The following is a 19,028-nucleotide window of genomic DNA, read 5'->3' as shown; positions in this document are numbered from 1 at the left end:
AGGTGAAGCTTACTCCGCCGGCGCTTCCGCAACGTCCCGGCTGCGGCCGAGCGTTATCTTGGCCAGCGTGAAGGAGATCGCCGCGCAGAGCGTGATGCCCGCCACCATCGGCAGCGGCGTGCCGTCGAAAAACACGCCGGCGACGCCCATGGCGACCGCGCCGATGGCGAAGTGCAGCGTGCCCATCAGCGCCGACGCGGTGCCGGCGATCTCGCCATGCTCTTCCATGGCCAGCACCGACGTGGTCGGGATGACCAGGCCGAGAAAGCCGTAGCCGATGAACAGCAGCGCCGCCATCACGTCGAGCCGGTCGACACCCGATGCCATCACCGCGAACAGCACCACCATCGTCGTCGCATAGCCGGTCACCGCGACGCGCACCACGCGCTGCAGCCCGAACCGCTCGGATAGCAACCCGGTCAGCTGCGACATGCCGATAAAGGCAACCGCATTGATCGAGAAGAACACGCTGTAGACCGAAGGCGACAGCCCATAATGGTCGATCAGGATGAAGGACGAGCTCGATAGATAGACGAAGAAGCTCGCAATGCCGAAGCCGGCGATGGCCGTCAGGCCAAGGAAGTTGCGGTCCCCCATCAGGAAGCGGTAGCCGGAAAGTGCCGTCCCGAAGGACGACCCGGCGCGCTCCTCGACCGGCCGCGTCTCCTTGAGCGAGGTCGCCAGCAGGATGGTGGCGAGCACGGCCGCGCCCGTCACCGTCCAGAACACAGCGCGCCAGCCGAAATTCTCGATGATCTGGCTACCGGTCAGCGGCGCCAGGATCGGCGACACCGAAAACACCAGCATCAGCAGCGACATCAGCTTGGCGGCCTCGGTGCCGGTATGCAGGTCGCGCACGATCGCGCGCGGCACGGCCATGCCGGCGCTGGCGCCGAGCCCTTGCAGGAAGCGGAAGGCGATCAGCCATTCGATCGAGGGGGCCAGCGCCGAGCCGACGCCGCCGACCATGAACAGCGCCAAGCCGCCGTAGAGCGGCAGCTTGCGGCCAACCATGTCGGAGATCGGTCCGACGACGATCTGGCCGAAGCCCATGGAAAGAAAGAAGATCAGCAGGCTCATCTGCACCGCGGCAGTGCCGGCATGCAGATCCTCGCCGATTGACGGCAGGGCCGGAAGATACATGTCGATGGCAAACGGGCCGATCGCGGACAATAGGCCGAGCACGACCGCAATGCGGAGGAATTTGGCGTTCATGATAGCAGGCTCTTTCGAATTCTGGCTGCCGCCGAGGACCGACGTGTAACCCTAGGACGTTCCATCCCGTGGAGTTCCGACTCTTCTGCGGAACCCCTTCGTGCAAGTCCACAAATTTAGACAGGCTTGTCTAATTCGTCAACCACCTCTATATAGTTTTGCATGAAGGTCAACGTTTCTCCTGACATTTTCCCGCCGCGGGGCCATGAGGCCAAGCGGATGTCGATTGTCGACGCCGCCGCCTCGGTCTTCTGCCGCGAAAGCTTCGCCGGTGCCAATATCGACATGATTGCCGCCGAGGCCGGCGTCTCTCGCCAGACCATCTACAATCATCATGGCGACAAGGAAAAACTCTTCGTTGCCATCGTCCGCGACCTCACCGAACGTTGCAATGCCGGCATCTTTGCCACGATTTCCACTTTTCCCGATCAGCCGAAGGATCTCGAGGCCGACCTCATCGCCTTTGCTGTGCGGATGAATCACAATTGCATCTGCAACCGCGACGGCAAATTCCTGCGCAAGTTGATCCAGACCGAGGGCGGGCGCTATCCCGAGTTGTTCGCCGAATGGCGCGAAGAAGGACCGGGCAGGACGTGGCCGGCTATCGCCGCTCGCTTCGCCCGCCTCGCTCATGCCGGCTTGCTTGATATCGACGATCCCGATGTCGCAGCGCGCCAGTTCATGGCGCTTGCCAATGCCGAATTGCAGACGACATTCATGCTCGGCGGTACACCGACCGAGGACGAGGTGGTGCAATCGGCGACAAATGGCGTGCGCACCTTCCTGCGCGCCTTCGGCAAGCGGCAGCCGGTGTCCCGGGCAAGCAAACAGCGCGCGCTCGCCAACGCTTGACGATCAAAGCCGTTTGACGATCAAATCGTCGCCAATGGGCTTCGCTTCCGCACGCCGGCGATCTATATCCGGTTTACGCCGCGCTCAAGCTTGATTACAGCTATCAGGACGATTCAACGGAACCCGACAGCCACATGGCCGACGACCACATCCGCTACGACATTCTGGCCCAGGAGGCGTTGCGCGGCGTCATGCGCAAGGTCCTGGCCGAGGTCGCGCGCACCGGTCTCCCGGGCAACCATCATTTCTTCATCACCTTTCTCACCGGCGCGCCGGGTGTGCGCGTGTCGTCGCGGCTGCGCGAGCGCTATCCCGAACAGATGACCATCGTCATCCAGTTCCAGTATTGGGACCTGAAGGTGAGCGACACCGGTTTCGAAGTCGGGCTGTCGTTTTCCGACGTCCCGGAAAAATTGGAAATCCCGTTCTCGGCCGTGCGCGGCTTTTACGACCCGTCCGTCAACTTCGAGCTCGAATTCGACGTCAAGACGGATGCCCCGGCGGAACAGGAGACAAAGGCCAAGCCTGCTCCCGAGCCGCTGGCCATCGTCGCCGAGAAAAAGCCCGAGACGAAGAAGAAAGCCGCTGAGGCGGAAAAGAAGCCTGCCGCGGCCGACGCCGGCGCCAAGGGCGCCGACGTGGTGTCGCTCGACGCCTTCCGCAAGAAGTGACCCGTCAGGCGGCGTGACATGGCCGAGATCGTCAATCTCCGTCAGGCACGCAAGCAGAAGGCGCGAGCCGAGAAGGAGCGCCTGGCCGAACAGAATCGGGCGCTGCATGGCCGTTCCAAAACCAGCCGGGATCGCGACCGCCTGATCGCCGACAAGGCCGACAAATTCGTCGCCGGCCATCGCCGCGAGAAATCCGGCGATTCGGACAAATCCGATGCTTGAAGTGTGAATAGGATCGTCGCGTGAGCCCGGTCGAAAAGCGCTCGGTAACCATTCGCGGCCACCGCACCAGCTATTCGCTTGAAAAGCCTTTTTACGACGACCTGGTCGCCATCGCGGCCGTGCGAAAACTGACGCTCGCCGCCCTTGTCGCCGAAATCGACGAGAGCCGCCCGCGCGATGCCAACCTCTCCTCGGCGCTCCGGCTCTATGTGCTGGACTGGGCCAAGCGCGGCAATTTGTAGCCTTCAGGCGACGCTGTCCTGTTTCCTGCGCCGCGTGCCGAAGCCCAGCAAAGCCGAGCGGTCGCGTTCTTCGGCCTGCTTCTTCGATCTGACGCGCATCAGGTCCTTCCAGCCGACATAGCCCACCAGCCGGGCAGTTTCTCGCGTGACGACCGGCAAATGGGACACGTTCGCCATCAGCAGCTTGTCGGAGAGGCCCTCGAGATACTCATCCGGATAGGCCAGCGTGACCTTGCTGCCGGCCAGCAGTTCGCCAAGCGTCGTCGTGCGGTGCTTGCCGGCGCGTCTCCAGCGCAGGATCGCCGGCGGGTCGATAACGCCGAGCACGTGGCCCTCTTCATCGACGACCGGAAAGCTCGGATGCCGCGTCTCGGGCGCCGTCAGGAACGCTGCAGCGCCGTGCAGCGTCATCGTCGCCGGCGCGCTTTCGACCTCGCTGGTCATCACCTCGCGCACCCTTGTCAGGGCGAACGGATCGACACGGTATTCGCGAATCATGTGATGCCCTCGCCTTGCGATTTTTTCGGTGAGGATCGAGGGCTTCATCAAGAGAACAGTCACCGCATGCGCGGTGGCGGTCGCCGCGATCAGCGGCACCAGGACATGGGTGTTGCCGGTCAGTTCAACCGCAAAGAAGGTGGCGGTCAGCGGCGCGCGCATCGTGCCGCCCATCGTCGCCGCCATCGCCAGCAGCGCCCAGAAGCCCGGATCCGCGGCCGGCAGGAAGCCAGCGAGGACCGCGCCCATCGCTCCGCCCATGATCAGCAGCGGCGCCAGCACACCTCCCGACGTCCCCGAGCCGAGTGCGACCGACCAGATGATCGCCTTGACCACCAACAGGGTGAGCGCAGCGGTTGCTATCGTGCGGCCATCCAGCATGTCGGCGATATTGTCATAGCCGACGCCGAGCGCCTGCGGCTCGATCAGCCCGCCAATGCCGACCACCAGCCCGCCGAGCATCGGCCACCACATCCAGTGGATGGGCAGCTTCTGGAAACCGTCCTCGCAGGCGTAGACCATCTGGGTCAGCAACCCCGATAGCAGCCCGGCTGCCAAGCCGACCAGCAGCCAGCCGGCAAGGCCGGGAAATGAAACCTCCATGCCGCCCTGAAACGGGAAGATCGGCCCAGGCAGATGCAGCATGGTGCGCTCGACCTCGGCAATGATGGCAGCGACCGCCACGGGAATGAAGCTGCGCGGCGTCCACTCGAAGAGCAGCAATTCCACTGCAAGCATGATGGCGGCGATCGGCGTTCCAAACACGGTGGTCATGCCGGCCGCCGCACCCGCCACCAGCAGCGTCTTGCGTTCATTGTCGCTGACCGGCAGCATCTGCGCGATCAGCGAACCGATGGCGCCGCCGGTCATGATGATCGGCCCTTCCGCGCCGAATGGCCCGCCGGTACCGATCGAGACTGCCGACGACAACGGCTTCAGGATTGCCACCTTGGCGTCGAGCCGCGAGCGTCCGAGCAGGATCGCCTCGATGGCTTCGGGAATGCCATGGCCGCGGATCTTTTCGCTTCCGAAGCGAGCCATCACACCGATGATCAGTGCCCCGATCACCGGAACAAATACCGCGGCATAGCCAAGCGGCGTATCCTGCAGTTTCAGGTCGGCGAGCGTGAACTGGCCAAAATAGGCGATGTTCGTGGCAAGCCGGATCAGCTTCAAAAGGGCAATGCCGGCAAACAACCCCGCCGTTGCCACCACCACCGCGATGCCTGCAATGAGCAGCACCCTGGCATCGGTGGTAAAATCGCGCAGATGGCCGGGGTTGGCATGATCGGATTTCATTTGCAAACCTTGCTTTCTGGCGGCGTGCCGACTTGCGGATCGGTCGCCGGCCGTGCCACCGAAGATGGCGGGCACCAGCCATGTTGGTTCGCTCTGTATCGTAACACGATATAAATATTCAAGGCCCGTTTGCGGCTTTGTCGAAAGGAATCGATGGCAGACACTTCGAAGCCACAAAAGCGTGGCGCCACGATCGGGCCGGCCGACTACCAGAGGCTGTCCGAATTTCGCTACCTGATCCGCTGCTTTCTCGAATTCAGCCAGATCCAGGCGCAGGAAGCCGGCCTGACGCCACGCCAGCACCAGGCCCTGCTTGCGATCAAGGGATTTCCCGGAGGAGGGCCGGTGACCATTGGTGACCTCGCGGAACGCCTGCGCATCCGCCATCACAGCGCCGTGGAATTGGTCAACCGTCTTTGCGAAGCCGGGCTCGTCGCGAGAGATCACGACGAGGAGGACCACCGCCGCGTGCTGCTGCGGCTGACCGAGCGCGCCGACGACAGTCTCGCCGATCTGTCAGCCGCTCATCTCGACGAACTCGGGCGGATCGAGCCGATGCTCAAGCGCTTGCTTGCTGGACGCGACACATAAGGGAAGAGCCGTCACCCGCCATTCAGCGATTTTAGCAGATCGTCGATCGACGAGGGATCGAACTTGAGCTTTGGCGGCGTCGGGCTTGGCGGTGGCACGTTATTTGCGGCCGGTGGCGCCCGTTCCGCTCGCTCCGCCGCGGCCTTGCGTTCGGCGTCGAGCTTGGCCTTCTCTTCCGAGGCGATCCGCAACGCCTCTTCCGCCCTCCGGCGTTGCTGTTCTTCGGCCTGCGCTGCTTCCTCGGCAGCCTGTTGCGCCGCCTTGGCTTTGGCTTCGGCATCCGCTTCGGCCTTTGCAGCCGCCTCGGCTTTCGCCCTGGCCTCCGCTTCGGCCTTCGCCGCTGCATCCGCCTTCGCCTTGGCTTCAGCCTGCGCCCTGGCCTCCGCTTCGGCTTGGGCTTGCGCCTCAGCTTCGGCCTTTGCCTTGGCGTCCGCTTCAGCCTTTGCCTTGGCCTCGGCCTGCGCCCTCGCCTCCGCTTCGGCTTGGGCCTGAGCCTCGGCTTCAGCCTTTGCCCTGGCGTCGGCCTCAGCCTTCAGCCGCGCCGCTTCCTCCTGCTTGCGCCGTTCCGCCGCCGCTCTTTCACGCTCGGTTTGCAGGGCAGCGTAGTAGCGCACCTCACGCCGCAGCCTTTGTTTCTCGAGCAGAGCGGCTTGCATGGCTTCGACCCGCTGCTGCTCCTTTTCCAGTGCACGCTGGGTCAGGAACTGTGCCAGCGGCTCGCTGTCGAATTGCCGTTTGGTGGCGCCGAACGGCCCGTCGACGCTGAAATTCAAAATCGGTTCGGAGCCGACCAGCGCCTCGTCGCCGGGCCGGTAAGCGATCTCGCCCTTGGCATCGACGGTGCTGGTGTTCAGATCGGCGGTGATGTCGGCGGACAGCGTCGCGCCCGGGCTTTCGAATTTGACCGGTGGTGCTCTCAGCGTGCCGCCGGCGATAGTGAAGGCAATATCGGTGTCCTGCGCCGGAAAACTGCCGGCCGCGGCGATCTGCGGCACAAAGTCGGCAGTCTTCGAGGCGTCGATATTGCGCCCTATCGCGTCGGCCTTGGCGATGAAAGCGCCAAAGGCATCCGGATTGAAGCCGGCAATAGTCATGCCCTTGAGCGTTGCCGTGCCGGAACCGGACAGCGCCGCGACCATCGCGTCGACCGATTTGCCGCTGGTCGAAAGCGCCGTCGAGAAATCGCCGCTTCCGCCGATGCCGGCCTCCGGCAGCACGGCTGTCAAATCGGAGCCGGCGAGTTTCATCTGACCGGAGAAAAGCCCGGTGCCGTCATTGTTCTTGAGCTCGAACAGGCCACTCAACGCGCCGCCGAGGAATTTTGCCTTGAGGTCGGAAACGCGGATACCCTCCTGGTCGAGCTGCAGCGACAGCGCAGCGTCATAGGCGGTGGCAAGCGGGCCGGCGGAAAGCGACGCCGCCGTCAGATCGAGATCGGCGGTAAATGGCAGACTGGATTTCTGGCTGAACGGTGCTGTCGGCCAGGCCCCGTCATTGACAAGGAAGGCCTGGTCGCCGAACAGCATCACCGCCATCGGATCGAGGTCCAGCTCGTCCAGCGACAGCGCGCCGGCAAGATGCGGCAGCCCCTCTTTGACGTCGATATTTACGTCACCGGAAACCGCCGCTTCATTGACGGCGCCGCTGAGGCCGCTCAACACCAGGAGACCGTTGCCGTAGTCGGCATCGGCAGCAAGCGACGTCGACATACCGGTCCCCATGCCGGGCAGGCCGACGCCGGTCGTCATCAGCCATGGCTCGATGTCGGCCGTTTCAAGGCTGACCTTGCCCTTGGCGGCCGCGCCCTGAGGCGTGTCGGCAATTGTCCCGTCGAAACCAGCTTTGAAGTCGTTGCCGGCCAGGCTGAAGCGTGTCGCCAGGCCGCCGCCAAGCGTGCCTTTGGCCGAGACGTCGGTGGTCGCCTCGCCGAGCATGCCGAGCGGCAGCGCCGGCAGACCGTAAAGCGCCAGAAGCGCGGTGGCGTCGGCGTTCCCTGCGTTGAAGGTCAACGTCACCGGCGCTTCGAGAGGCCGGTCGAGCGCCCCTTTGCCGGACAACGATGCGGAAAAGGCCGAACCACCGGCCTTGCCCTGTGCGCTCATAGCCAGTCCGGTCGTACCGTCGCCATTGTCTGCGGCACTCGTGACCGCGTCGATACGCGCATCCTGGAACAGCTCGGGATAGGCAGCAGCCCGCTCCGCCAGCCCCTTCAGCACCGCATTGTCCGGATAGTGCCGGACGGCGACGTCGATCAGCGGCTTGAGGTCGACGGCGACCACAGAGGCGTTGAGTTTGCCGGTCGGGCTCGCCGGGAAATCCTTGATCCGGCCGGTGGCGCTGATCGAGGCTCCGGCAAGTCCGCCGACCGACAGCCGGTCGATCTCAAGCAGCCCGTCGCGTAGTCTAAGCGCGGTGTCGACGCTGTCGGCGGTCAACCCGCCGGCGCTGACCGGCCCGGCCTTGATCTGGAAATCGAGGTCGCGGTCGGAAAAGCGGTTGGCGCCCTTGTCGCTGACGAAGATCGAGGCGAAGGCGGCGAGCCCATCAACGTCGAGTTCGCCGCCTTCCAGTTGCATCAGCACCGATGGACGAGTGTCGTCGGGCTGGCTGGAATCGATGCGGCCGGAGAACTTTGCCTTGCCGAGGATGAGCTCGAGATCGCTGAAGGCCTGGTGTTTTTCGCTCAAATCCACCTTGGCCTTGAAGCCGGCGGCCGGTAAGCGGCGGATCGCCTCGTCGACGTCCTTCGACAGCCAGGCGGCAAAGCCGGAGGGCTGCGCGACCGCCAGAAGCAGCGATCCGGTGAAACCGAAACGGTCCTCGACGCTGACCATGCCTTTGGCTTCCAGCTTGGCGCGGCCGGGCAGCGTGGCGGCCAGCGATTTTACCGCCCAGCCACCCTCGGCCGGCTCGGCGGACAGGTGCACGTCACGAACGGTGGTATCGCCTGCCACCACCGCCGGCAGTTTCACCTCGACCGTGCCCGGTATGGTCGACTTCGGCAGATCGAGCAGCGCCTGCTCGAGCGCCGCCACCCGCTCCGATAGCGTCAGTCCGGCACCGGCCGCCGCCCCCACCGCTTCGTCGAACTGCACCTGCGCGCCATTGGCCTCGATCGAGAAATGCGGCTTCAGCCCAAGGTCGACCGCAGCCTTGCCGTCGGCGGTGTAGGGATTGTCGAGCGGCCCGGTCTCGAAGCGGAATTCGTCGACGCCGAGCTTCTGGTGGTCGAGCGAAAACTTGCCGTTCAGCCTGAAGCCCGGGTCCGGTTTGCCGGCGCTGACTTTCAGCGCCTCGCCGCCGGTGCCGCGCGGCAGCGCCGCAGCCCGGTCTGCACCCGATATCTTGAACTGGCCCGAATAGACCGCGGCGCCCTCGACGAGGCCCACATTGCCGTCGGTCTCGACGACTAGCGGATAGGCGTCCGGATCGGCCTTGAGCCTGAGCCGCATTTGCCCGTCTGGTTCGGCCTTGCCGGTGGAAACGGCGATCGTGGTCCGCAACCCGTCCAGCAACAGCGAACCGTCCATCCGCCAGGGGCCGGCCAGCGACTTGGCAGAGATCGTCGAGTTGATCTCGGAAATAAGATGGCTGCGCCCGCCGGCGGCGTGGCTGAGCGCGATCTGTCCTTCTGTAACCGTCAGCTTCTCGATGGAGATCTGGCCGGGATCGAAGGGCGAGGACGGCCGTATCGTCCAGTCGACCGTGCCGTCGGCGGCGATGTCGATGGTCGCCTTCGGCCGCACCAGGCGCATGTCGAAGATCAGCACTTCACCGCGCAGGAATGGCGCGAGTTCTGCATCCATCGAAAAGGTTTCGACGGTCATCGCCGGATGGCCGTTGGGGCCACCGGCAACGGCGACGTTCGAGAACGTCACCGAGGGAAACGGCAGCAGCCTTGCCGTTGCATCGCCTCGCACGGTCACCTTGCGGCCGAGAACGGCACTCGCCTCGCGCTCGAAATCGGCACGGTAACCCGTCCAGTCGACAAAGTACGGCACCACCAGCGCCGCACACAGCACCAGCACAAGAAGCCCACCGAAGATCACGAACAGGCGTGCGAGCATGAACTCCGAAGCGATTGGTTGAAATTCAGCCGCACTCTACCCGCATCAGCGTGTCGATAAAGAGGCAATTCCCGCCGGACAGGCTTCCAGGGCAAAAGAAGGCGGGCAGGAAAACTCAGCGTGCGTCGCGCTTTGCCTGCGCCACCTTTGCCGCCTGCCGCTGCCGGCCGAGTTCCATCGGGCGGATCAGATTCTCAGGCCGCCGGCTCACGATCGCGCGCATGCCTTTGTGCGCGGTGCGCGTGTTGAACTCGGGACCGTCTGCCGCAGCGCCCTGCTTCATGGACAGCGCCTTGCGTGCATTCTCGACCAGCGAAACACGCGCTGCCATTTGACGGCGGCGTTCGGCCTCGCCATTGAGCCGCCGCATGGTCATTGCCAGAACCGCCAGCTTCAACTGCGAACTCCATCGGCCTTCGAGGCGCCGGCGCCCTTTGGCGTGCCCTTGCCGCGGATTTCGCGGCGGCGGCGATGCGCCTCGGTCTGGGCCTTGTCGCGCCGTTCCCTCAGGAGCTTGACCAGGCTGGCAAGTTCGGCGTCGGCAAGATGCTGTACCGTTGGATGGTGCGACTTCTCGACGAGAGCACGTTCGTCGGCGCTCAGCGCCCGAGCCTCTTCCTTGCGTGAAATCGCCATGTTGCTTGCTCCTCCGTTTGCCACGTTTGCCCTGGTTTCAGGCATTGGCAACGTCCGGAGTCTCCGACCAAATGTCGCTGCGGTCAAGGCTGATGGACCAGCGGATCAATCGCGTCGCCAAAGCCGGTCGAGAAGCCGTATTCGTTTGTCTGGCAGCGCCGTGGCGCTCGGACTGATGGCCGCCATAAACGAGGTCAGAACCGACCCGTCGCGACAGTTCATCGAAAAGCTCTCCGCGACAAATTCAAGCGTCGAGTCGTGGAAAGTGAAGATGAAGTGCCGATAGCCAGAAAACAGCCCAGGCCGATGAGAACTGTGAACTCGATTTGCATGTTCCAGCGAACCGATCCATGACGAGTTGAGTACCTCAAATGCAGCATAGGGCTGCAAGCCCAGTTTGTAGAGCCGATGGCCGCTCAAGGCCTCATCGTTCGGCAGGCCGAATTGAAGTGCCAGGCAAGGCTTTGCCGTCAGGATCGCAATCGATTGGCCGTTGGTTACAGGCGAAACCGAGCGCGGATTCGTCCCATCGAATGACGGATCCGTCTTGTTGACGATATAGGCGACCAGCAACTTGTCTTCGTCGGCAAAGACGTGAGGTAGTGGTGCACCGGCGGAAAGAGGCGGTGCTTCGATGGGCAGAAGAGCCTCGCCTGCGGCCATCGCCGTTATTTCCCGATTGCCGGCAATATCTTGCCCGGGTTCATGATGTTCAGCGGATCGAGCGCCTGCTTGATCGTGCGCATGATGTCGACGCCATGGCCAAGCTCATGCCGCAGGAAGCCGATCTTGCCTTGCCCTATGCCATGCTCGCCGGTGCAGGTGCCGTCCATGGCGATGGCGCGCATATTGAGCCGCGCCACGAATTTTTCCGCCAATGCGATCTCCTTCGGATCGTCCACGTCCATCAGCACCAGCACATGGAAATTGCCGTCGCCGGCATGGCCGACGATCGGCGCGATCAGGCCCATCTCGGCGATATCCGCCTCGGTCTCGGTGACACATTCGGCAAAGCGCGAGATCGGCACGCAGACATCGGTGGAGAGGCCCTTGGCGCCTGGCCGCAGCGTCAGCGACGACCAGTAAGCGTCGTGCCTGGCTTTCCACAATTTCGTCCTCTCTTCGGCGACGCTGGTCCACAGGAACGGGCCGCCGCCATTTTCCTCGGCGATTATGCCGAAGGTCTCGGCCTGTTCGGCGACGCTGGCATCGCTGCCGTGGAACTCGACGAACAGGCAGGGGCTCTCCGGATAGTCGAGCTTCGAATAGGTCTTCATCGCCCGCATCTGCAGTGCGTTGACCAGTTCGATGCGCGCCACCGGAATGCCCATCTGGATGGTTGCGATCACTGCGTTGCACGCCGCCTCGAGGCTGGGAAACGGACAGACGCCGCCTGAAATCGCCTGCGGAATGCCCTGCAGCTTCAAGGTCAGCTGGGTGATGATGCCAAGCGTGCCTTCCGAGCCGATCAGCAGCCGCGTCAGATCATAGCCGGCCGAGCTTTTCTTGGCGCGCTTGCCGGTCGTCACTGCTTCGCCGTCGGCCATCACCGCCGTCAGCGACAGGACGTTCTCGCGCATCGTGCCGTAGCGCACCGCGTTGGTGCCCGACGCACGCGTCGCAGCCATGCCGCCGAGCGAGGCGTTGGCGCCCGGATCGATCGGAAAGAACAGGCCGGTGTCGCGCAGGTGCCGGTTCAGATCCTCGCGCGTCACACCGGGCTCGATGGTGCAATCGAGATCCTGCGGATTGACCGCAATGATGCGGTTCATGCGTGACGTATCGAGCGAGATGCCGCCGCCCGGCGCATTGGTGTGGCCTTCCAGCGAAGAGCCGACGCCGAAGGCAATCACCGGCACGCGATGTGCCGCGCATGCGCGCACGATCTCCTGCACCTCCTCCGTCGTCTCGGCAAAGGCGACGCCGTCCGGCGCCTGCGTCGGGATATAGGTCGTGGTGTGCGCGTGCTGGGCGCGGATCGCCTGGCCGGTCTGGAATCGCTCGCCGAGCCGCTGCTTGAGGATGCCGAGTACGGCGGCGATCCCTTCTTCATTGCGCTCGACCGGATTGAGGTCGCTTAGAGCCATCGATTCCTCCGCGAATGGACCAGCGTCCACCCTTGTTCTGCATCTAGGGATGCGTAGTCTCACCAACCACGCTCTGTCCAGTCCACGCTCACCCCGGCATGACGAGAAGGAAGTTTCCGATGCCCATCCCCGCCCCTTTCTTCTCTCGCGCCATGGACATCGAAGAGGCCTGGATCGACTACAACGGCCATCTCAACATGGCCTATTACAACGTGCTGTTCGACCGTTGCTCCGACGAAGCCTTCGAGATGATGGGGATGGGGCCGGATTATGTGAAAGAACGACGGCTGACCATCTACACCGCGGAAGTCCATGTCTGCTACGTCCAGGAACTGCATCTCGACCACAAGGTCACGGTCTCGTTCCAACTCCTCGACCATGACGAGAAGCGGCTGAGGGCCTATCAGGAAATCCGCCATCTCGACGGCTGGCTCGCCGCCACCTCCGAAACGCTGTCGCTGCACGTCGACATGGCTGGTCCAAAGGTCGCGCCCTTCCCCGCCGACGTCCTGGCCAAGGTGGAAGCGATGCGCGCCGCCCATGCCGCGCTGCCGATGCCGGAGCGCGCCGGTCGCTCGATCGGTATTCGTCGTAAGTCGGCTTGAACCGCAGTCCAACCGCCGTTAACCTTACCGAGGTTTTAACGTGAACAAGCCGAATTGAGACGTTGAACGACTCAGCGCGGCGTTGGAAAACCGTCCGCATCGAATTGCGATACGGGCGGCGGAGCAGCAGCGGTTCGGGGAACGTGCATGAAAACCGACATCAAGGTCGAGGCGGACAGGCTGGCGGCTGATCCACGCATCACCGACTATGATTTCTGGCGCTCGCTGAAGAACCTCAACAACGAGATCTTCCACATTGCCAACAACAACGAGCCGATCCCCTTCGCTATGATCCGCTGGCGCGCCATCCTGAAGCAGGCGCGGATTAAACGCGGCCACGCCTGAACGGTGCGGGAAGAAACAGACCGGCCGTCCGGTTTGCATTTCTGATGATGTGCTGGCTGACGAACGACCCCAACCCTCAAGGCAGCCGCTTCACCGCACCCAGCGGCGATCGCGGCACCACCGGCGACGACTGGATGATCGCCGTATTGGTCATCGCATGGGGAATGATCCTGTCGATCACCCGTTCGAGCTCGGCAACCGAGCCGACATGCGCCAGCGCGATGAAGCAGTCCTCGCCGGTCACCCGGTCGCATTGGGCGATTTCCGGCAGGTCGCGGATGATGTCGGCCACCACGGCGAGCTGTCCCGGCACCGGCCTGATGCGCAGCCATGCCGACAGCTTCATGCCCAGTGCGGCCGGATTGATGCGCACCGTATAGGCCTCGATCACGCCGCTTTCCTGCAGCCGCTTGATGCGCTCGGCAACGCTCGGCGCCGACAGGCCGACCGAGCGCGCCAGTTCGGCGGTGCTGGTGCGCGCATCCTTCTCCAGCAGGCGCAGGATTTTCAGGTCTGCCGGGTCCAGATCGCTATTTTCATTTCGAAGGCGTTTCAGCGGAATACTCCTTGCTTTCGGAAAGCAAATAGCCGCAAAGACCGGCCATCATCCATATCAATGGCAAAAATCGCCTGCGATACTGATCCCATGCAAGATCGGACGCAAGGCCCGGCAGCAAGTCCGGCACTCGCCGGCCCCGCCTTTACCTTGGCAAACGCGGTCCCGCCGCATCTCTGGTTCGGCGTCAGCGCCGTGTTCCACTATCTCGGACCGGCCTTCGCGGTGCTGCTGTTCCCGCATGTCGGCGTGCTCGGCATGGCTTGGCTGCGCATCGCCACCGCTGCACTCGTCTTTGCCCCATTGACCCGGCCATGGGCGGTCTTCGCCCGCGCCGATCGCTCGACGCGATTGTTGCTTGTGCCTTTCGGCGTCTGCCTTGGGGTGATGAACTGCTCGTTTTACCTGGCGCTCGACCGGCTGCCGATCTCGCTGGTGGCGGCAATCGAATTCGTCGGCACTATCGGCGTCGCGCTTGTCGGCCTCAGAAGCCCGCGCAATCTCGCCGCCCTTGCCATCGCCGTCGCCGGCACCTTGCTGCTCATCGACGTCAAATGGTCGAGCGACCCGGTCGGCCTGTTCTGGGCCTTCCTCAACGGCGCGCTGTTCGTTGGCTATATCGTGCTCGGCCACCGCGTCGCGCGCGCCGGCGCCGGCGACGGCATCGCCGGGCTGGGTGCCGCCATGGCGGTCGCCCTTCTCGTCGTACTGCCGATCGGTTTTGCCGATGCACTGCCGGCTTTCTCGGCGCCGCCGCTGCTGCTTGCAGCGGTCGGCGTCGGCATCTGCTCGTCGGTCATTCCCTATGTTTGCGACCAGCTTGCCATGTCGCGGCTGCCGCGCTCCAGCTTCGCGCTGATGCTGTCTTTGCTGCCGGTCACCGCGACGTTGATCGGCGTCATTGTGCTGCGGCAGGTGCCGAGCCTCACCGACTGCATCGGCATCGCGCTGGTGGTGGCCGGCGTTGCATTTCACAAACCGGCGCCCGCCTGATCAGGCCAGCTTCTCCTTGAGGAAGGCGATCGTCCGGCCCCAGGCGAGATCGGCCGCCTTCTTGTCGTAGCGGGCCGCCGACGTGTCGTTGTTGAAGGCATGGTTGGCGCCTTCATAGACATAGACCGAGTATTCGACATGGGCCGCGTCGAGTTCCTTCTTGAAGGCGTCGATGCCGGCATTGGTGCGGGTGTCGAGGCCCGCATAATGCAGCATGAGCGCGGCCTTGATCTTCGGCACGTCCTGGGCCTTCGGCTGCATGCCGTAATAGGCGACGGCGGCGGCGAGGTCCGGCGCGTTGACGGCCAGCATGTTCACCGTGCCGCCGCCCCAGCAGAAGCCGACGGCGCCGACCTTGCCGTTGCCGTCCTTGTAGCCCTTGAGGTAGGCGACCGTTGCCACGGCATTGGCGGCGACCTGTGCTGGATCGAGCTGGGAAAACAGGTCACGTGCCCTGTTTTCATCGCCCGGCGTGCCGCCGAGGGGTGTCATGAAGTCCGGTGCAAGCGCTACGAACCCTTCCAGTGCAACGCGCCGCGCCACATCGCGAATATGCGGGTTGAGTCCCCGGTTTTCGTGCACGACGATGACGGTGCCCAGCTTGCCGGACTGACCCGCCGGCTTGACCAGATAGCCCTTCATCTCGCCACCGCTGCCCGGGTAGCTGATGTCTTCGCCTTTCACACGCGGATCGTCTTCCGCAACAATAGCCGCCTGGGCCGAGTTCGCCGCCAGCAGCGGCGCGATCGCGGCCGCTGCCGCACCCGATCCGGCAAGCCTGGTCAATTGCTCCATGAAGCGCCGCCGGTCGAGCGTCAGATGCGTGTATTCATCATAGGCATCGATCATCGCCTGAGTAATGACAGGCTCGGTGGCAGTGGGTCCGGCAGATGTTGTCATGGCGCGCTCCTCGTCGGCCCCCCGCGGCAACATAGAGCCGAAGCTTGCCTGGTCCAGTCACGGCTGAGTGAGGCTGCCAAAAGTCCCTGCACGAGGGCCGTGATGCCGCGCGCCGCAGTGTCATTAAATTTTGGTCCTTTGTGGCAATGCTAAATGCACGCACCACGATGTAAAAAGAAGTTACCGGGCTATGCCTCACTCGGGCCATTTGGCGAACTAGAATGGCCATTTGGCGGGAAAAGAATGTCTGATTGACGACGAAGGAATACGCCCATGACCTTTCCCTCCGCGCTTCTGGCAAGTGGGTTCGCACTCGCCGCTATGACTTTGCTGGCGCTGCGGTTCACCGCCTTCAAACGATCGTTGGTCAAGGTCCGCGCCAACCGGCACCCGCCCGCAAGCACCAAAGCCTGAGGAAAGATCATGGACGTTCAGGACATCATCAACACCGTCTCCCAGAAGTCCGGTCTCAACCAGGCTTTGACGGAAAAGATCGCCGGCACGATTTTCTCGGTGCTCGAACACGAGGCGGAAGGCACGACTCTGTCGAGCTTCTTCGCCAAGATCCCGGGAGCCGACGCCCTGGCCAAGCAGTATGATGTCATGGCTCCCGGCGCGGCCTCCGGTGGTGGTCTCCTGTCCTCGCTGGAGGGCGCGCTCGGCGGCGCTCTCGGCGAAAAGACCGGCGCGCTGATCAACGGCGTCGCCATACTCAAGGCATCAGGCCTCACGCTCGCACAAATCAGCCAGGCCGGCACGATGCTGGTCCAGCAGGCCGAGACAGCCGCCGGCCCGCAGCTGACCAGTGAGGTCCTTGCATCGGTACCCGACCTGAAAGGGCATCTCGGACTCTGAAGGAACTTCTCTATTTCGGCAGCGTATAGGCCATCACATAATCGCCCGGCTTGGTGCCGACCGAGCCGTGGCCGCCGGCAACGATGACGACGAACTGGCGTCCGTCGGCCACCGTGTAGGTCATCGGTGTCGACTGCCCGCCCGCCGGCAGCCGCGCCTGCCACAGCTGCTTGCCAGTCGTCAGGTCATAGGCGCGCACATAGTCGTCGACTGCCGCACCGAGGAAGGCGACGCCGCCGGCAGTGATCATCGGCCCGCCGATGCCGGGCACGCCGACCTTGAACGGCAGCGGCAGCGGCGTCATGTCGTAGACGGTGCCGTTGCGATGCTTGTAGACGATCTTGCCGGTCCGAAGATCGGCGCCCGCCACATAGCCCCAGGGCGGCGCCTGGCAGGGAATGCCGAGCGGCGACAGGAACGGCTTCAATATCACTGCGTAAGGCGCACCCTCATTGCGGTTCAGGCCCTGTTCGCTGCCCTTGGTGTCGCCAGGCGGCGGCACGTCGGCGCGCGGCACCAGCTTGGAGATGAACGCCAGGTATGTCGGCATGCCGAACATCACCTGCCGGACCGGATCGACTGCCACGCCGCCCCAGTTGAAGGTGCCGAAATTGCCGGGGTAGATCAGCGAGCCCTGCAGTGACGGCGGCGTATAGCGGCCCTCATAGCGCAGCTTCCGAAGCTCGATCCGGCAGGCCAGCTGGTCGAACATGGTGATGCCCCACATGTCGGCGCCGGTCAGCGGTTTCGGACTGAAGCTCAGGTCCGAGAGCGGCTGCGTCGGCGAGGTATGGTCGCCTTCGATCGCGCCGCCCGGCGCCGGTAGTTCCTTGACCGGAACGATCGGCTCGCCGCTGCGCCGGTCGAGCACATAAAGGTCACCCTGCTTGGTCGGCCCGACCAGCGCCGGCACCACGCCACTTTCCGTGGTGATGTCGACCAGCGTCGGCTGCGCCGGCACGTCCATGTCCCAGAGATCGTGATGCACGGTCTGTCGCACCCAGCGCAATTGTCCGCTGTTGAGATCGAGCGCGGTGATCGAAGAGGAGAATTTCTCGTCATTGGCGCTGCGCCCGGCGCCGAGCTGGTCCGGCGTCTTGTTGCCGAGCGGCACATAAAGCAGCCCGAGCTTCTCGTCGGCGCTCGCCGTCGACCACATGTTGGGCGAATTGTTGGTATAGGTTTGGCCCGGCGGCAGCGGCGTCGTCTGGTCAGGATTGCCGGAATCCCAGTTCCACAACAGCGCGCCGGTGTCGGCATCGTAGGCACGGATAACGCCGGACGGCTCCTGCGTCGAATAATTGTCGTTGACCGCGCCGCCGACGATGATCTTGTTGGCGACGATCAGCGGCGCCGAGGTCGAATAATAATAGCCCGGCTTCGGATATGGCATGTTGGCAAGCAGGTTCAGCGTGCCACCTTCGGCGAAAGTCGGGCAGACCTGGCCGTTCGCGGCATCGAGCGCGATCAGCCGGGCGTCGGACGTCGGCAGGTAGATGCGTGTGGCGCAGGGCTGGCCGGCGGCGATCTTGGCATCGGCATAGTAGGACACGCCGCGGCAGGTCTGGTGCTGACGGTCCTTGTTCAACTTGATCTTGGGATCGAAGCGCCATTTTTCCTTACCGCTCGCGGCATCGATGGCGATGGCGAAATTATGCGGCGTGCAAATATAGAGCGTGTCGGCAATCTTCAGCGGCGTCACCTGATAGGTCGTCTCGCCGATGTCGTCGGGCCCTTTCACGTCGCCGGTGCGATAGGTCCAGGCCGGCTGCAGATTGGCAACGTTTTCGGCGGTGATCTGGTCGAGCGGCGAATAGCGCTGGCCATATTGGGTACGACCGTAATAGTGCCATTCGCCGGCCGGCACGTTGCCGCCGAGATCGGCCGTCGGCGTCACCTTGTCGGTGTTGAGTTCACCCGCAATATCCTTTGGATCGGTCGTCATCGAATAGCCGGCGACCGCAAGCGAGGCCAGCACGGCGAGGATCAGCGGCGCGCGTCCGTCGGGACCGGTAAGCCCGCGCCGCGCCCATGGCGTCAACAGCCATAGCGCGACAAGCACGATGATGCCGCCGCGCGGGCCGAGCTCCCACCAGTCGAAGCCGATCTCCCAGACCGCCCAGGCGAGCGTGCCGAGCACGATCGCCGCGTAGAGCCACAGCGCCGTGGATCTGCGCCTATAGAGCAGCCAGGCGGCGACAAGGAAAGCTAGACCGACGATGACGTAATACCAGCTGCCGCCCAGTGTCACGAGCCAGATGCCGCCGCCGCCAACCGCCAGGCCGATGAGGAAAAGGATCAGGGAGGTGATGACCACAGCCAAGACGGTGCTCCTTCGACTGGTGCGCTCCGCGACGCGTCCATGGGCAACCCCGCATTGCGTTCCTGCCCCCA

18 protein-coding genes and 1 pseudogene are annotated in these 19,028 nt (G+C 63.8%); 10 read left to right on the top strand and 9 right to left on the bottom strand.

The features are described 5' to 3' along the window. Positions 1 to 9: 9 nt before the first annotated feature. A complete protein-coding gene (locus NKG60_RS01250; protein ID WP_023676705.1) occupies positions 10 to 1,215 on the bottom strand; it encodes a multidrug effflux MFS transporter in 1,206 nt (401 codons plus the stop codon). A 162-nt stretch (positions 1,216 to 1,377) separates the two neighbouring features. Here NKG60_RS01250 and NKG60_RS01245 point away from each other — a divergent pair, with 162 nt between their 5' ends. From NKG60_RS01245 to NKG60_RS01230, 4 genes are all read left to right on the top strand, one after another. Continuing rightward, the gene (locus tag NKG60_RS01245; protein ID WP_352863772.1) at positions 1,378 to 2,067 is read left to right on the top strand and encodes a TetR/AcrR family transcriptional regulator; all 690 of its coding nucleotides are present in this window, start codon (positions 1,378 to 1,380) and stop codon (positions 2,065 to 2,067) included. A gap of 134 nt (positions 2,068 to 2,201) precedes the next feature. Continuing rightward, a complete protein-coding gene (locus NKG60_RS01240; RefSeq protein WP_352863770.1) occupies positions 2,202 to 2,738 on the top strand; it encodes an SspB family protein in 537 nt (178 codons plus the stop codon). A gap of 18 nt (positions 2,739 to 2,756) precedes the next feature. Continuing rightward, entirely contained in the window at positions 2,757 to 2,960 is a 204-nt protein-coding gene (locus NKG60_RS01235) for a DUF4169 family protein (protein ID WP_352844474.1), read from the top strand. A 20-nt stretch (positions 2,961 to 2,980) separates the two neighbouring features. Beyond that, on the top strand, positions 2,981 to 3,202 hold the full coding sequence (locus NKG60_RS01230) for a ribbon-helix-helix domain-containing protein (RefSeq protein ID WP_352973881.1): 222 nt from the start codon (positions 2,981 to 2,983) through the stop codon (positions 3,200 to 3,202). 3 nt (positions 3,203 to 3,205) lie between these two features. Here NKG60_RS01230 and NKG60_RS01225 read toward each other — a convergent pair whose 3' ends face one another. Continuing rightward, positions 3,206 to 4,999, bottom strand: coding sequence for a chloride channel protein (locus NKG60_RS01225; protein WP_352973878.1), 1,794 nt, complete (start codon positions 4,997 to 4,999; stop codon positions 3,206 to 3,208). A 153-nt stretch (positions 5,000 to 5,152) separates the two neighbouring features. Between NKG60_RS01225 and NKG60_RS01220 the strand changes: the two genes are divergently transcribed. After that, complete coding sequence (locus NKG60_RS01220; RefSeq protein WP_352863764.1) at positions 5,153 to 5,590, top strand: MarR family winged helix-turn-helix transcriptional regulator; 438 nt, start codon at positions 5,153 to 5,155, stop codon at positions 5,588 to 5,590. Positions 5,591 to 5,601: 11 nt separating this feature from the next. On the opposite strand, the gene NKG60_RS01215 is transcribed toward NKG60_RS01220, so the two are convergent. The 4 genes and pseudogenes from NKG60_RS01215 to NKG60_RS01200 all read right to left on the bottom strand — a co-directional run bounded on the left by NKG60_RS01215 (position 5,602) and on the right by NKG60_RS01200 (position 12,380). Further along, positions 5,602 to 9,657, bottom strand: a complete 4,056-nt coding sequence (locus NKG60_RS01215; protein WP_352863762.1) for an AsmA family protein — start codon at positions 9,655 to 9,657, stop codon at positions 5,602 to 5,604. 115 nt (positions 9,658 to 9,772) lie between these two features. Further along, positions 9,773 to 10,293 (bottom strand): annotated as a pseudogene (locus NKG60_RS01210) (hypothetical protein). 105 nt (positions 10,294 to 10,398) lie between these two features. After that, positions 10,399 to 10,956 carry a hypothetical protein gene (locus NKG60_RS01205; protein ID WP_352863760.1) on the bottom strand — a complete coding sequence of 186 codons (558 nt, stop codon included), beginning with the start codon at positions 10,954 to 10,956 and terminating at the stop codon, positions 10,399 to 10,401. Between the two features lie 5 nt (positions 10,957 to 10,961). After that, positions 10,962 to 12,380, bottom strand: coding sequence for an FAD-binding oxidoreductase (locus tag NKG60_RS01200; protein ID WP_352863758.1), 1,419 nt, complete (start codon positions 12,378 to 12,380; stop codon positions 10,962 to 10,964). A 119-nt stretch (positions 12,381 to 12,499) separates the two neighbouring features. On the opposite strand from NKG60_RS01200, the gene NKG60_RS01195 reads away from it, so the two are divergent. Beyond that, positions 12,500 to 12,985: a thioesterase family protein gene (locus tag NKG60_RS01195; protein ID WP_352863756.1), complete on the top strand. Its 486-nt coding sequence runs from the start codon at positions 12,500 to 12,502 to the stop codon at positions 12,983 to 12,985. A 147-nt stretch (positions 12,986 to 13,132) separates the two neighbouring features. Then, a complete protein-coding gene (locus NKG60_RS01190; protein ID WP_352466944.1) occupies positions 13,133 to 13,330 on the top strand; it encodes a hypothetical protein in 198 nt (65 codons plus the stop codon). Positions 13,331 to 13,406: 76 nt separating this feature from the next. On the opposite strand, the gene NKG60_RS01185 is transcribed toward NKG60_RS01190, so the two are convergent. After that, on the bottom strand, positions 13,407 to 13,886 hold the full coding sequence (locus NKG60_RS01185; protein ID WP_352863875.1) for an Lrp/AsnC family transcriptional regulator: 480 nt from the start codon (positions 13,884 to 13,886) through the stop codon (positions 13,407 to 13,409). A 90-nt stretch (positions 13,887 to 13,976) separates the two neighbouring features. Here NKG60_RS01185 and NKG60_RS01180 point away from each other — a divergent pair, with 90 nt between their 5' ends. Further along, entirely contained in the window at positions 13,977 to 14,879 is a 903-nt protein-coding gene (locus tag NKG60_RS01180; RefSeq protein WP_352667051.1) for an EamA family transporter, read from the top strand. Here NKG60_RS01180 and NKG60_RS01175 read toward each other — a convergent pair whose 3' ends face one another. Continuing rightward, entirely contained in the window at positions 14,880 to 15,779 is a 900-nt protein-coding gene (locus NKG60_RS01175; RefSeq protein ID WP_352667054.1) for a dienelactone hydrolase family protein, read from the bottom strand. A 273-nt stretch (positions 15,780 to 16,052) separates the two neighbouring features. On the opposite strand from NKG60_RS01175, the gene NKG60_RS01170 reads away from it, so the two are divergent. Beyond that, positions 16,053 to 16,193, top strand: coding sequence for a hypothetical protein (locus tag NKG60_RS01170; RefSeq protein WP_352667057.1), 141 nt, complete (start codon positions 16,053 to 16,055; stop codon positions 16,191 to 16,193). Between the two features lie 9 nt (positions 16,194 to 16,202). Next, entirely contained in the window at positions 16,203 to 16,634 is a 432-nt protein-coding gene (locus NKG60_RS01165; protein ID WP_023676720.1) for a hypothetical protein, read from the top strand. Between the two features lie 10 nt (positions 16,635 to 16,644). Here the strand turns inward: NKG60_RS01165 and NKG60_RS01160 are convergent, their stop codons facing one another. Beyond that, positions 16,645 to 18,957 (bottom strand): glucose/quinate/shikimate family membrane-bound PQQ-dependent dehydrogenase, encoded by a 2,313-nt coding sequence (locus tag NKG60_RS01160; RefSeq protein WP_352667060.1) that lies wholly within the window; start codon positions 18,955 to 18,957, stop codon positions 16,645 to 16,647. Positions 18,958 to 19,028 lie beyond the last annotated feature (71 nt).

The organism is Mesorhizobium sp. M1428, from assembly GCF_040317515.1.
Lineage (GTDB): Bacteria > Pseudomonadota > Alphaproteobacteria > Rhizobiales > Rhizobiaceae > Mesorhizobium.
This window is presented reverse-complemented; position numbering and strand designations above follow the sequence as displayed.